The sequence below is a fragment of the Pectobacterium araliae genome (assembly GCF_037076465.1).
Taxonomy (GTDB): domain Bacteria; phylum Pseudomonadota; class Gammaproteobacteria; order Enterobacterales; family Enterobacteriaceae; genus Pectobacterium; species Pectobacterium araliae.
The window spans coordinates 2,913,161-2,927,732 of sequence record NZ_AP028908.1; the positions used below are offsets into that span (position 1 = coordinate 2,913,161).

Annotated in this window: 12 protein-coding genes; 1 reads left to right on the forward strand and 11 read right to left on the reverse strand. The window is 52.6% G+C overall.

Going from position 1 to position 14,572, the window contains the following annotated elements:
- Positions 1 to 44: 44 nt before the first annotated feature.
- A complete protein-coding gene (treC, locus tag AACH44_RS13220) occupies positions 45 to 1,736 on the forward strand; it encodes an alpha,alpha-phosphotrehalase (RefSeq protein ID WP_338659280.1) in 1,692 nt (563 codons plus the stop codon).
- Positions 1,737 to 1,883: 147 nt separating this feature from the next.
- On the opposite strand, the gene elaB is transcribed toward treC, so the two are convergent.
- The 11 genes from elaB to nuoE form a co-directional block, all read right to left on the reverse strand.
- Entirely contained in the window at positions 1,884 to 2,195 is a 312-nt protein-coding gene (elaB, locus tag AACH44_RS13225; protein ID WP_261848001.1) for a stress response protein ElaB, read from the reverse strand.
- Between the two features lie 223 nt (positions 2,196 to 2,418).
- On the reverse strand, positions 2,419 to 3,876 hold the full coding sequence (gene nuoN / locus AACH44_RS13230) for an NADH-quinone oxidoreductase subunit NuoN (RefSeq protein ID WP_338659281.1): 1,458 nt from the start codon (positions 3,874 to 3,876) through the stop codon (positions 2,419 to 2,421).
- A gap of 6 nt (positions 3,877 to 3,882) precedes the next feature.
- Complete coding sequence (gene nuoM, locus AACH44_RS13235; protein ID WP_261847999.1) at positions 3,883 to 5,418, reverse strand: NADH-quinone oxidoreductase subunit M; 1,536 nt, start codon at positions 5,416 to 5,418, stop codon at positions 3,883 to 3,885.
- A 99-nt stretch (positions 5,419 to 5,517) separates the two neighbouring features.
- Entirely contained in the window at positions 5,518 to 7,368 is a 1,851-nt protein-coding gene (gene nuoL, locus AACH44_RS13240) for an NADH-quinone oxidoreductase subunit L (protein WP_261847998.1), read from the reverse strand.
- The gene (gene nuoK, locus AACH44_RS13245; RefSeq protein WP_005969835.1) at positions 7,365 to 7,667 is read right to left on the reverse strand and encodes an NADH-quinone oxidoreductase subunit NuoK; all 303 of its coding nucleotides are present in this window, start codon (positions 7,665 to 7,667) and stop codon (positions 7,365 to 7,367) included. The genes nuoL and nuoK overlap by 4 nt, the downstream gene beginning before the upstream one ends.
- On the reverse strand, positions 7,664 to 8,224 hold the full coding sequence (gene nuoJ, locus AACH44_RS13250) for an NADH-quinone oxidoreductase subunit J (protein ID WP_261847997.1): 561 nt from the start codon (positions 8,222 to 8,224) through the stop codon (positions 7,664 to 7,666). The genes nuoK and nuoJ overlap by 4 nt, the downstream gene beginning before the upstream one ends.
- Before the next feature lie 9 nt (positions 8,225 to 8,233).
- Entirely contained in the window at positions 8,234 to 8,776 is a 543-nt protein-coding gene (nuoI, locus tag AACH44_RS13255; RefSeq protein WP_261847996.1) for an NADH-quinone oxidoreductase subunit NuoI, read from the reverse strand.
- Positions 8,777 to 8,793: 17 nt separating this feature from the next.
- The gene (nuoH, locus tag AACH44_RS13260; RefSeq protein ID WP_261847995.1) at positions 8,794 to 9,768 is read right to left on the reverse strand and encodes an NADH-quinone oxidoreductase subunit NuoH; all 975 of its coding nucleotides are present in this window, start codon (positions 9,766 to 9,768) and stop codon (positions 8,794 to 8,796) included.
- Positions 9,765 to 12,491, reverse strand: coding sequence for an NADH-quinone oxidoreductase subunit NuoG (gene nuoG, locus AACH44_RS13265; protein WP_261847994.1), 2,727 nt, complete (start codon positions 12,489 to 12,491; stop codon positions 9,765 to 9,767). The genes nuoH and nuoG overlap by 4 nt, the downstream gene beginning before the upstream one ends.
- Positions 12,492 to 12,678: 187 nt before the next feature.
- On the reverse strand, positions 12,679 to 14,028 hold the full coding sequence (nuoF, locus tag AACH44_RS13270; RefSeq protein ID WP_261847993.1) for an NADH-quinone oxidoreductase subunit NuoF: 1,350 nt from the start codon (positions 14,026 to 14,028) through the stop codon (positions 12,679 to 12,681).
- Positions 14,025 to 14,570 carry an NADH-quinone oxidoreductase subunit NuoE gene (gene nuoE, locus AACH44_RS13275; RefSeq protein ID WP_261847992.1) on the reverse strand — a complete coding sequence of 182 codons (546 nt, stop codon included), beginning with the start codon at positions 14,568 to 14,570 and terminating at the stop codon, positions 14,025 to 14,027. The genes nuoF and nuoE overlap by 4 nt, the downstream gene beginning before the upstream one ends.
- Between the last annotated feature and the right edge of the window lie 2 nt (positions 14,571 to 14,572).

Consider the following 14,572-nt stretch of genomic DNA (forward strand, 5'->3'; position numbering starts at 1 on the left):
CACGTCTGTTGAGACGTGGCTATATCGCTACAGGAGGATTCTTCATGAGTACATCACTCCCCTGGTGGCAAAACGGCGTAATTTATCAAATCTACCCGAAGAGCTTTCAGGACAGTTCCGGAAATGGCATTGGCGATATTGCTGGCATCACCTCCCGACTCGATTATCTGCAACAATTGGGCGTCGATGCAATCTGGCTGACTCCGGTTTATCTCTCTCCTCAGGTTGATAACGGCTATGACGTCGCTGACTACTGCGCCATCGATCCAACCTACGGTACGATGGCCGATATGGAAACACTGATCGCCGAAGCACATCGACGCCGTATCCATATCGTTATGGATATGGTGTTCAATCATACTTCTACGCAACACCACTGGTTCCAGAATGCGCAGGATCGCCGTAGTCCCTATCGCCATTTCTATATCTGGCGTGATGGCAACGACGGCGCACCGCCCAATAACTGGCGTTCAAAATTTGGTGGCCCCGCCTGGCAGTGGCACGCGGAAAGTAAACAGTACTACCTGCATCTGTTCGCCACCGAGCAGGCCGATCTGAATTGGGAGCATCCGCGTGTGCGGGATGAACTAAAGCAGGTCTGTGAATTCTGGGCGGATAAAGGCGTGGACGGACTGAGGCTGGATGTGATCAATTTGGTTTCCAAGCAGCAGGATTTCCCATCAGACGCACAGGGCGATGGACGCCGCTTCTATACCGATGGCCCACTGATTCATGAGTACTTACAGGAGTTCAGTCAGGATGTTTTTCAGCCTCGCGACCTGATGACCGTCGGCGAGATGTCATCGACCTCGCTAGATCACTGCCGCCGCTACGCGGCAATGGACGGTAGTGAACTCTCCATGACGTTCAATTTCCATCATCTGAAAGTCGATTATCCCAATGGGGAAAAATGGACGCTGGCGGAACCTGATTTTATTCAGCTCAAGCAAATTTTTAATCACTGGCAACAGGGGATGCACAACCGCGCCTGGAACGCCTTGTTCTGGTGTAATCACGATCAGCCGCGCATTGTGTCGCGCTTTGGTGACGAAGGCGAATTCCGTGTGCAATCAGCCAAGATGCTGGCAATGGTGCTTCATGGTATGCAAGGCACGCCCTATATCTATCAGGGAGAAGAGCTGGGTATGACCAACCCCGGCTATACACAGATTGCACAATACCGCGATATTGAAAGCCTGAATCAGTTTGCCGAACAGCGCGATCGCGGTCAGTCAGATGCTCAAATCTTAGCGATCCTCGCCAGCAAATCACGCGATAACGGCCGTACACCGATGCAATGGGATGCCAGCAATCATGCTGGATTTACGACCGGCACACCCTGGATAACCCCATGCCAGAATTTCGATCACATCAACGCGGCACAGGCGCTGGCGGATAAAGACTCCGTTTTCTATACCTACCAACAGCTTATCGCTATGCGTAAAGCACTGCCGCTGCTGACACACGGAGACTATCAGGATTTGCTGCCTGACCATCCTACTATCTGGTGCTATCAACGTATCTGGAAAGGACAGCGACTTCTGGTTTTGGCAAACCTCAGCAAACAGCCCCAGCGCTGGCAACCACCAACAGATATTCATGACCATCGCTGGCGGCTGTTATTCAGCAATTATTCTGACGCACAGCCCCAACCCGCCATTCTGGCACTACGTCCATTTGAATCCATCTATTGGGTACAAGGGATGCAGGAGAAAGAGGACAAGATTCAAGACTAGAGGATATCGTGAGATGTAGCGGGTAACCCCGCTACATTGTCAGGCATGTTACATGATCCATTCGGGTGACATAATTTACTCGGGAATTCGCCCTATCTTGCTCATCGTCACTGAGCGATAGAGCGATTCTGACGCAGAGTGCAGAAACTAGCGCTTAGCCAGCAGCAATCCCAATACCAGGCCAACTGTGGCACCGATACCAATACCGTGCCACGGTTTGTCATGCACATAAACATCGGCTTTGTTGGCCACCTGCTTGGCGCGTGCATAATAGCTGTCAGTCACGCCGATACGGGCTTTGACTTCAAGTAGTGCTTTTTCCGCCCCCTTTTTCAAATCGAGATAGGCTTGATCTGCCTGATCGCCCGTGTAGCGCAGCACCTCATCTAACGTCTCGGACAGAAGTTTTAAATCATCATCAACACGAATTTCTTCAGGCTGTTTTTTTGTCGCTGCCATAAAGTGCTTCCTTCTGTTATGAAAAGTCATGAGTTATAAATCGTTGTCTTTTTAACTATAGACAATTTTTCCTGACTTCTACGGCTTCAGCAGACCAGAGCATTCCTAAAACGTACTTGCTTACTATCACCCCCTCCTGAGGTGACAGTAATTTTGCTGACAAAAAAACGCCGTTGATTCTCATCAACGGCGCTTCATTATTCAACCTGACACTCGTCAGTGGTTACATCATTGGCTGCGCCAACTGCACCAGAGAGATAAGCGGTTGCGGGTACAAACCAAAGAACAGCACGGCGATGGAGGAGATCAGGACGACCACACCGCCAGCCGTTAAGGCCCAGTTATTTGGGGTATCACGCTGTAGCTGTTGAGGCGCATTCAAGAACAAGCTGACCATCACACGCAAGTAGTAGTACAAGCCAATGGCGCTACCCAGTACAACGGCCCCCGTCAGCCACCACAGCTCGGCATTAACGCCGACAGCCAGCACGTAGAATTTACCGAAGAAGCCCAGCGTCATTGGAATACCCGCCAGAGACAGCATCATCACGGTCATCACCGCCGACAGAATCGGTTTATGCCAGAACAAACCACGGTAAGAGAACAGTGAATCGGCATCCGGGCCACGGTACGGACTAGACATCAGACTAACCACACCGAACGCGCCAAGACTGCTAAACAGGTAACCCACCAGATAAACACCGACGGTTTCCAGCGCCAGTTGATGGCTCTGAACCGCGATCAGGGCAACCAGCAAATAGCCCAAGTGCGCGATGGAAGAGTAACCGAGCAGACGTTTGATGTTGGTTTGCGATACCGCCATCACGTTACCGAACAGAATCGACGCGAATGCGATGACACCCAGCACAATTCTGACGGACTCGCTGTCAGCCATCGGCGCGTACAGGAACAAACGCATGACTGCACCGAAAACGGCAATCTTACCAGCCGTTGCCAGAAACGTAGACACAGGCGCAGGTGCACCCTGATACACATCAGGTGTCCACAGTTGGAACGGAACCAGAGACAGTTTGAAGCCCAGCCCAACAATCATCATCCCCAGACCTGCCAGCAACAGCGGTTCATGGATTTGGTGATCGCTCAGGCTCTTACCGAGGCTGGCAAAGCTCATATCGCCTGATTCAGCATAAATCAGCGCCATGCCAAACAGCAGGAAGGAAGACGCCGCCGCCGACAGCAGCATGTATTTAATACTCGCTTCCAGCGAACGTTTCAGGCGGAAGGCATAGCCAACCAGACCAAACAGCGGGAGAGAAAGCAGCTCAATACCGATGAACAGCGAAGCCAGATGATTGGCGCTCGACAGCAGAATCCCACCTAACGCAGCAATGAGAACCAGCAGGTAGAACTCATCACGATTGTCTGGGTAGCCTTGCAGCCACGGATAGGCAAACGTGCTGGTTGCCAGACTGGCAAGCAGAACCAGTCCGGTATAGAACATCGAGAAGCCATCAACACGCAGCAGCGGCGTCACGTCCGTTGGGCCAACCTGACCGACAAAGTACAGTGACAGCAACGCAATATTCAGGCCGATAACCGTCATGGTTGCGTTGACAAAATGGTTGCGTCGCCACGCAATGCACAGCATCACAACCACTACCGTCAATCCGACGATCAACAGCGGCGATAGCGCAATTAGTTGTTGAAGAGTTATTGTCATGGCGAATTACGGCCTTGTTGTTGAAATAATTGAATCTGGAGCAGACGACATAAACCACTGCTGGATATTTGACATCGCGGCACTGGAGGTATCCAGAATCGGTTGCGGGTAAACCCCTAACAACACCAGTAATACCACCAACAGCATCACGATAGACAATTCGCGAAGCGACATACCCTTCAATGGCTCATCAGATTTAGGCGTACCGTAATAAGCACGCTGAATCATGATCAGTGAGTAGACCGATGCAAATACCAGACCGAAGGTTGAGATCACCGTAATCACTGGCACAACCTGATAGCTGCCGAACAGAATCATGAATTCGCCGACAAAGTTGCCCGTTCCCGGCATCCCTAGTGTCGCCACAGCAAAGAACAGAGACAGCGCAGGCAGGAACTTCAAGCGCGCCCACAGGCCACCCATTTCACGCATGTCACGAGTATGCAGACGTTCGTACAATTGACCACACAGAATGAACAGACCGGCAGCGGACAAGCCGTGCGCAATCATCTGAATCACCGCACCCTGATAAGCCAGCTGATTACCGGAATAGATGGCAATCATCACGAAGCCCATGTGGGACACCGAGGTGTAAGCAATCAGACGTTTGATATCCGTCTGTTTAAACGCCAGCCAGGCACCGTAGAAGATACCAATTACCCCCAGCCACATGGCAATCGGTGCAAAGGCATGGGAGGCGTTCGGGAACAGCGGCAGGCTGAAACGCAGCAGACCATAGGCCGCCGTTTTCAACAGGATCCCTGCCAGGTCAACAGAACCCGCAGTTGGCGCCTGGCTGTGTGCATCTGGCAGCCAACCGTGCAACGGTACGACAGGCATTTTTACAGCAAACGCGATGAAGAAGCCCAGCATCAGCAGATATTCAACACCGTATGACATCGGCGTCTTCAGCAGGTCTTCATAGTTGAACGTCCAAACACCAGTGGCATTGTGATGCACAAAAACCAGCGCCAGAATCGCGATCAACATGATCAGGCCGCTTGACTGGGTATAGATGAAGAACTTGGTCGCCGCCGTAATTCTGGTTTTACCGTCAGAGCCTTTATGCCCCCACAGTGCAATCAGGAAGTACATCGGTACCAACATCATTTCCCAGAAGAAGAAGAACAGGAACAGGTCAATGGCAAGGAACACGCCGATAACGCCGCCCAGAATCCACAGCAGATTCAGGTGGAAAAAACCCTGATAGCGCTGAATTTCATTCCAGGAACAGAGAATTGCCAATACCCCCAGCAACCCCGTCAGCACGACCATCAACAGTGACAAGCCGTCCAACGCAAGGTGAATACCGATGCCGAAGCGCGGGATCCATGGCACATAAAACTCGGATTGCCATTGTGGTACGCCTGTCGGTGCCGTCAGTGAATAACCGCCTTGCAACCACAGTTGCAGAGACAGTGCGAGTGTCAGCCCCATTGCAATCAACGCTATCCAGCGCGGTACTTTCGTACCAAAACGCTCTAACTGCCAACACAGCAGACCGCCGATAAAGGGGAGAAGAATTAGCCAAGGTAGTAGCATGGCGTTTTGTGTCCCTAAATTAAAGAAATCTGAAAACTTGCCGTGGCGGGCATTCCTATCTACGGAATGCCCTGCCCTTCATACGTTACCGGATACCGCCTATACCAGCAGTAACAAAGCCAGCACCAGCACAGCACCAAAGCCCATAGAGGCAACGTACCAGCGCAATTGACCATTCGCACTGAGCGCTAGCCCACGGTTACCCCAACGAGTAATCGTGGCCGGGATGGTCATCAGCCCATTTAACGGATCACGCTGCAACAGCTTCGCGATAGCCAGATACGGTTTAACAAAGACATGGTCGTACAACCAGTCGAAACCCCACGCATGGAACCACCAGGTTGAGAAGAAGCGGCCTGGAGCACTGTTCGCAATGCTATTCACCGCCTGACGTTTACCCAGCCACAGCACAGCGGCAAGCAGAATACCGGCAATCGCCACCACGCCAGAGGTCATTTCCAATGTCAGCAACTGACCGTGTTCAAGCGCTGTCGTCGCAGGCAATACACCGTGCAACGGCGGAACAATCATCGCACCAATAAAGGTGGACAGAACCATCAGCACAACCAGTGGTAAGTGGTGAGAAATACCTTTTCCTGCATGCGCCTTGGTTTTCTCTTCACCATGGAACACGATGAAAATCATACGGAACGTATACAGCGAGGTCATAAAGGCACCAGCCAATCCAGCCACCATCAGATTGATGTCACCGTTTGCCCATGCGCCAGCCAGGATCTCGTCTTTACTGAAGAAGCCTGCGGTAACGAGCGGCAGTGCAGCCAGCGCCGCGCCCCCGACCAGGAAGCAGACATAAACCAGTGGAATTGTTTTGCGCAGGCCGCCCATCTTGAAGATGTTCTGCTCGTGGTGGCAGGCCAAAATCACCGAACCAGAAGAGAGGAACAACAGTGCTTTAAAGAATGCGTGCGTCATCAGGTGGAAAATCGCGGCATCCCATGCCTGCACGCCCAGCGCCAGGAACATGTAACCAATCTGGCTCATGGTGGAATAGGCCAGCACGCGCTTGATGTCGGTTTGAACCAAGGCAGCAAAGCCCGCCAGCACCAACGTTACGGCACCCACAATCCCCACCAGATGAAGGACATCCGGCGCCATCAGGAACAGACCGTTGGTACGCGCAATCAGGTAAACACCCGCGGTAACCATCGTGGCGGCGTGGATCAGTGCAGATACCGGTGTTGGACCGGCCATCGCATCTGCTAGCCAGGTTTGCAACGGTAACTGTGCCGATTTACCCACCGCCCCACCCAGCAACATCAGCGTCGCCCAGGTGATTTCCGGTGAACCTTCAGCCAGTTTCTGCGGTGCCAGAACCATCAGCTCGCGGAAGTTAAGCGTGCCCAACTCTTTGTACAGGATGAACAGCGCAAAGGCTAAAAAGACATCACCCACACGGGTAACGATAAAAGCCTTCATCGCTGCCGCGCCGTTCTTCGGATTGGTGTAGTAGAAACCGATCAGCAGATAACTGCACAGTCCTACCCCTTCCCAGCCGAGATACATCAGCAACAGGTTATCCGCCAGTACCAGAACGACCATACTTGCGATAAACAGGTTGGTGTAAGCGAAGAAGCGAGAGTATCCCTCTTCCCCACGCATATACCAGGAGGCAAACAGGTGGATAAAAAAGCCAACCCCCGTCACCACGGACAACATCGTTACCGAGAGACCGTCGAGCACCAGCGTTACGCTAATGTCGAAATTACCAACGGTCATCCATGTCCACAAATGCTGATTAAAGAAGGTGACGCCGCCGCTGTGCTGCTGGCTCATGAAATCGACGACAGCCCAAGCGGTCACTAACGCTGCCAAACCAATCGAGCCAACACCGACTGTCGCAGACGTATTCTCCGACCAGCGACCACGGGAAAATGCGAGCAGCAGAAAGCCGAGCAGCGGGAAGAGTATTGTTAAATAGAGTAAGTTCATCCGCGCATCTCACTGACTGTATCAATATTCAGGGTTTGACGACGACGATACATCTGCAATAACAGCGCCAGACCAATACTGGCCTCAGCCGCCGCCAGCGTAATCGCCAGAATGTACATCACCTGACCATCCGGCTGTTGCCAGTAACTGCCTGCGACAACAAAAGCCAGCGCAGCAGCGTTGATCATAATTTCTAAACTAATCAACATAAACAGCAGGTTACGACGAATCAATAGACCAGTCAGCCCCAGAACAAACAAGATAGCGGCTAAAATCAATCCATGTTGTAACGGAATCATGCGCATTCCCCCGTTATTTTTTTCTCAACGTCCTGGTTCGCGCCTTCTTTATTGATAACGTCACCACGTTTATCTTCACGACCAATATGGAAAGCGACAACCAATCCCGCCAGCAGTAGCATTGATGCTAATTCAACGGCCAGAACATAAGGCCCAAACAGGCTGATACCCACGGCTTTCGCCTCAACAGGCGTGCCAGTGATTCCCTGCTCTTTCAGGCTCAGGATGGCGTTAACCACAATCACCAGTAACGCCAGTGAGAGAATACTTGGGCCGACCCAGGCACTCGGTTTCAACCAATTCCGCTCTTGTTCTTCTACGGAATTGCCGAGGTTGAGCATCATAACCACGAACACGAACAGCACCATGATGGCACCCGCATACACGATGATGCTTAGCGCGCCAGCAAAATTAGCCCCCAGCGAGAAAAAGACGCCCGCGATCGCCATAAGCGAAGTGACCATATACAACAACGCATGCACAGGATTGGTATGCGTAATGACGCGCAGTGTCGCCAATATCGCAATCAAACCTGTGGTATAAAAAGCGAATTCCATGCTAGCTCCTTAGGGCAACAGGCCTTTGACATCAATAGGTTTGGCTTCGTTTTCAGCGTCGCCTTTGTCTTTCCCATCGATTGCCATACCAGCCATCCGGTAGAAATTATATTCCGGATATTTACCCGGCCCCGATATCAGCAGATCTTCTTTCTCGTACACCAGATCCTGACGTTTGTAGTCGCCCATCTCGAAATCCGGCGTCAGTTGGATCGCGGTTGTCGGACACGCTTCTTCACAGAAGCCACAGAAAATGCAGCGTGAGAAGTTGATGCGGAAGAACTCGGGATACCAGCGACCATCTTTGGTTTCTGCTTTCTGCAATGAGATACAGCCAACCGGACAGGCCACTGCACACAGGTTGCAGGCAACGCAGCGCTCTTCACCATCGGGATCGCGCGTCAGCACGATACGACCACGGTAGCGCGGCGGTGGATTCACAGGCTCTTCTGGATACATTCTGGTTTCGCGCTTTTTAAAAGCATTCGATCCCACCATACAGATACTGCGTATCTGGGTGCCGAAACCAACCACTAACTCTTTCAATGTCATGGTTTATTCACCCCTTCTTAAGCGTTGTACAAAATGACGGCCGCTGTCGCCAGCAGATTCAAAAGCGTTATCGGCAGACAGACTTTCCAACCGAAAGCCATCACCTGGTCATAACGCGGACGGGGTAACGAAGCACGAATCAGGATGAACATCATCATGAAAAAGCCTGTTTTCAGCGCAAACCAGACAAACGGAGGCAGGATTGGACCATGCCAGCCACCGAAGAATAAGGTCACCATTAGCGCGGAAACGGTCACGATCCCGATATATTCCCCGACAAAGAACAGACCGAATTTCATACCGGAGTATTCAATGTGGTAACCATCGGCCAGTTCCTGCTCAGCTTCAGGCTGGTCAAATGGGTGACGGTGACATACCGCCACACCTGCGATGGCAAACGTAATAAAGCCAAAGAACTGTGGGATCACGTTCCACAGGTGTTCCTGGGAATCGACGATGTCACGCATGTTGAACGAGCCCGCCTGCGCGACCACGCCCATCAGCGACAGGCCGATGAACACTTCGTAACTCACGGTCTGAGCAGAAGCACGTACCGCACCGAGCAGCGAGTATTTGTTATTACTCGCCCAACCAGCAAACAGCACCGCGTAAACAGCCAGACCCGCCATCATCAGGAAGAACAGGATACCGATGTTCAGATCGGCAACACCCCAGGTTGGGGTGATCGGCACAATCGCAAAGGCAATCAGCATTGACGTAAACGCGATCATCGGTGCCAGCGTGAAGATCACCTTATCGGTAAAATTCGGCACCCAGTCTTCTTTGAAGAACATTTTGATCATGTCGGCGACAAGCTGTAATGAACCGCCCCAACCTACCCGGTTCGGCCCATAACGTCCCTGAAAAAGGCCAAGCAGTCGACGCTCACCCATACTCATGAACGCGCCACAGGTCACCACAACCAGCAGAATCACGACCGCTTTCCCGACAGTGATCAGAATCTCGATTAATTCCGGCGTTAACCAACTCATTGTGCGGCCTCCCGCAGATTTTCAACGGTTGCACCCGCCAACACCGGTGCAATACCCGGTAAGCCCAGCGGTAAACCAACCTGTCCCTGACTCAATTCCGCACTTAAGCGCAGTGGCAAACGTAGCGTTTGTCCTGCACAGGTCAACTCCAGCAACGTACCAGCATTCACACCCAGTGTTGCCGCATCAGCCGGGTTCACCATTACATAAGGCTCAGGCATACGCTGCTGGATCACGTCGGAGCGCTGTGACATTTCGTCACTACCAAACAGGTGATAATACGGTGCAACACGCCATTGACCCGCTTGTGGGACGAAAGCCGCAGGAATGTTGTCGAAGTACGCCAGTGACCCTTCTCCGGCTTCGATCAGACGAATACCGGGATCGCCATGACGCAAATGTCCGCCCACTTCGTCCTGGAATTTGTTCCAGGCTTGCGGTGAGTTCCAGCCTGGCGCCCAGGCAAACGGAATCTGCTGGCGATTGGCTGTCGGGCTGTTGTTTCCTTCCATTGAGAAAGCAAACATGGTGTCTTTATCGACGGGCTGACGCGGTTCATGCACGCTGATATTGGCGCGCATTGCAGTACGTCCGCTGGAACGAATCGGTGAACGTGACAGTTTCTGACCACGAATACGGAACGACGCGTCCGGCGCGGCATCTTTGATTGCCGCCAGTTGCGGCAGAGCAGCAACACACGCATCAATCACGTTATCCAGCTGCGTCCAGTCAACCTGACGGCTGTTATAGGTGATATACAGCGAGTGCAGCCAGCGCCAACTTTCCAACATCACAATCTTGTCGTTGTAATACGTTGGGTCATAAACCTGGAAGAAGCGCTGAGCACGACCTTCCTGGTTCACCAACGTACCGTCGCTTTCAGCAAAGCTGGCCGCAGACAGAATGATGTTGGCCTTATCCATGATGCGAGTACGCTGATGGTCAACCACAATCAGGTTCTCAGCTTTTTCCAGCGCCGCATCAACACGAGCGATTGGGGCATGACGGTAGAGATCGTTCTCCAGAACCACCACGCTGTCGGCATCGCCGTTTTCCAACTGCGCCAGCGCGTCATCCAACGAACCGCCCCCCATGATTGACAACCCGATGCTGTTAGCCGCAGGAGCAACAAAGGTAATACCAACGTCAGAACCGCGATTCTTCAGCGCTTTGGCAACGTTCGCCGCTGCGGAGATCACGTCCTCGCTACCTGAATTGGTGCCGGAGATGATGAGTGGTTTTTTCGCACCGGCCAGCGCCTGTACGATGATATCGACTTTCTGGTCGAGACCTGCCGCCAGATCGGTAACTGCCGGTGCGCTGCTATCCAGACCGTGTGCAATAGCGAAACCAAGACGTGCCTGATCGGCAACTGGCGCACGGTAGTTCCATGCAGCGATGTCGTCCAGACGCGTGTTGTCGACGTTAGTGACAAACAGCGGGTGCTTGGCATGCTGACCAATGTTCATGATCGCCGCAATCTGCCAGTCAGCCACTTTCTGCGCTGCCGCCATTTCACGGGCTTTTCCTTTAACCGCTTGACGAACAGCCAGAGCGATACGCGCCCCCGTCTGCGTTAAGTCTTCGCCCAGAATCAGAACCGCATCGTAACCTTCAATCTCACGCAGCGCTGGCGTTCTCACGCCGCTTTCACGTAACACTTTCAGAATCAGTTGCAGGCGATTTTGTTCTTCCTGCGCGATACCGGTGTAGAAATTCTCAGCCCCCACCAGTTCACGCAAGGCGAAGTTGCTTTCAATACTGGCACGTGGCGAGCCAATACCGATGGTTTTCTTCGCCTGACGCAGCACATCCGCCGCACCTTGCAGTGCCTGATCAGCGTTCAGTGCGATCCAGTCATTACCACGACGTTGCAGCGGCTGGTTCGGACGGTCTTTCTGGTTGACGTACCCGTAACCAAAACGGCCGCGGTCACACAGGAAATAGTGGTTTACGCTACCGTTGAAACGGTTTTCGATACGACGCAGTTCACCATAGCGTTCACCGGGGCTGGTATTACAGCCGACGCTGCACTGTTGGCAAACGCTCGGTGCAAACTGCATATCCCATTTACGGTTGTAGCGCTCGGAGTGCGTTTTGTCGGTGAATACGCCAGTCGGACACACTTCAACCAGGTTACCAGAGAACTCACTTTCCAGCGTGCCATCTTCCGGGCGACCGAAATAGACGTTGTCGTGTGCGCCATAAACACCGAGATCTTTACCATCCGCATAGTCTTTGTAGTAACGCACGCAGCGATAGCACGCGATACAGCGGTTCATCTCATGAGAAATAAACGGCCCGAGATCCTGATTGCGGTGGGTACGTTTGGTGAAGCGATAGCGACGGAAGTTCTGCCCCGTCATCACCGTCATATCCTGCAAATGACAGTTACCGCCTTCCTCACACACTGGGCAATCGTGCGGGTGGTTGGTCATCAGAAACTCAACTATCGTCTTACGGAATAGCTTCGCCTCTTCATCTTCGATCGCGATGAACGCGCCATCGGTTGCTGGTGTCATACAGGACATCACCAGACGACCGCGGGTGTCTTCCGCATTTTGATACTGTTTTACCGCACAGAGGCGGCAAGATCCGACGCTCCCGAGCGCGGGGTGCCAGCAAAAGTAAGGAATATCAAGTCCCAGAGTCAGGCAAGCTTCCAGAAGGTTGTCTGCTCCGTTTACTTCATACTCTTTGCCGTCTACATGAATAGTAGCCATAGTCAGCATGCTTCCATAATGGCCCGTGTTGCCACGAGCGCTAATCAAAAATTCTGTATACCCTCATCTTTCAAACCGCAAATGCGTTGGCTACCTGCGCCTTGAAATCTATTGGGTTTATGAGGGTGGCTTATTTGCGCCACCCTGCGGATACATTTACTGCATCTCGCACGTGTTGAGCGATAGCTTACCAGCGCTCTTTCAACAGGTTAGGCTGAATACCGCCAATCGCTTTGAGGTTGCCTAAATACTGTTTAGAGATACCCGCTTCGAATTCTTCCCGGAAATACTTGATGGCACTTTGCAGTGGTTCGACCGCACCCGGCGCATGCGCACAGAAGGTGTTACCCGGTCCGAGGAAGCGACAAAGCTGCTCCAGCGTTTCGATATCACCAGGCTGGCCTTCTCCCTTCTCCAGCGCACGTAGAATCTTCACACTCCACGGTAAACCATCACGGCACGGCGTACACCAGCCACAGGATTCACGAGCGAAGAATTCTTCGAGGTTACGCGTCAACGAAACCATATTGATTTCATGATCGACAGCCATCGCCAGCGCAGTACCCATACGGCTACCTGCTTTCGCAATGTGCTCAAAATCCATCGGCAGATCGAGATGACTTTCCGTCAGGAAATCTGTACCTGCTCCACCCGGTTGCCAGGCTTTCAGCTTCAGGCCATCACGCATGCCACCCGCGTAATCTTCCAGAATCTCGCGCGCCGTGGTGCCAAACGGCAGTTCCCACAGACCCGGATTCTTGACGCGACCAGAGAAACCCATCAATTTTGTGCCTGCATCTTTGCTTTTACCTGCAGACAACCCCTGATACCACGCCGCACCGTGCTCGATAATCGCCGGTACATTACACAACGTTTCCACGTTGTTGACGCAGGTCGGCTTACCCCAGGCGCCAGCAGACGCCGGGAACGGCGGCTTTGAACGAGGGTTGGCACGACGGCCTTCCAGAGAGTTAATCAGTGCCGTTTCTTCACCGCAGATGTAACGCCCAGCGCCCGTATGCACGAACAACTCGAAATCAAATCCGCTGCCCAGAATATTCTTGCCCAGTAGGCCAGCGGCTTTTGCTTCTTCAATGGCGCGACGCAGATGAACAGCAGCTTCGATGTATTCACCGCGTAGGAAGATGTAGCCACGATAGGCTTTCAGCGCAAAGGCGCTGATCAGCATGCCTTCAACCAGCAGATGAGGCTCTTGCTCCATCAGCAGGCGGTCTTTATATGTACCGGGTTCCATTTCATCCGCGTTACACAGCAGGTAGCGGATGTTCATGCTTTCGTCTTTCGGCATCAGGCTCCACTTCAAGCCTGTCGAAAAGCCCGCGCCACCACGCCCTTTCAGGCCAGCGTCTTTAACCAGTGAGACCACGTCATCCTGTGCCATGCCGGTTAACGCTTTTTGCGCCGCGACATAACCATTTTTGCTGCGATACTCATCCAGCCATACCGGCTGTTTGTCTGCGCGTAAACGCCAGGTCAGAGGATGCTGCTCAGCAGTCAGAACAATGTCTTTACTCATTGATACTGCTCCAATAACGTTTCAATACCTTCCGGCGTCACATGGCTGTGGGTATCATCGTCAATCATCATTGACGGCCCCTTGTCACAGTTCCCCAGGCAGCAGGTCGGCAACAGTGTGAAACGTCCATCGAACGTTGTCTGTCCCGGTTTGATGCTTAGCTTACGCTCCAGCGCTGCCTGAACGCCCTGATAGCCATTGATGTGGCACACAACGCTGTCGCAATAGCGAATAATATGACGCCCGACAGGCTGACGGAAAATCTGGCTGTAGAACGTCGCCACACCTTCCACGTCACTGGCAGGGATACCCAGTAAGTCGGCAATCGCGTGAATAGCACCATCCGGCACCCAGCCGCGTTCTTTTTGCACAATTTTCAGTGCTTCGATTGACGCCGCGCGTGCATCCTCGTAGTGATGTTTTTCGTGCTCAATGGCGTCACGTTCGGCGTCACTCAATACAAAAGTATTGTCTTTTGTCAGTGAGTCGGCTGCCGGTTGTCCCAGAGCGTCAATATGATCGTGATTGTTGTGATCATGCATAG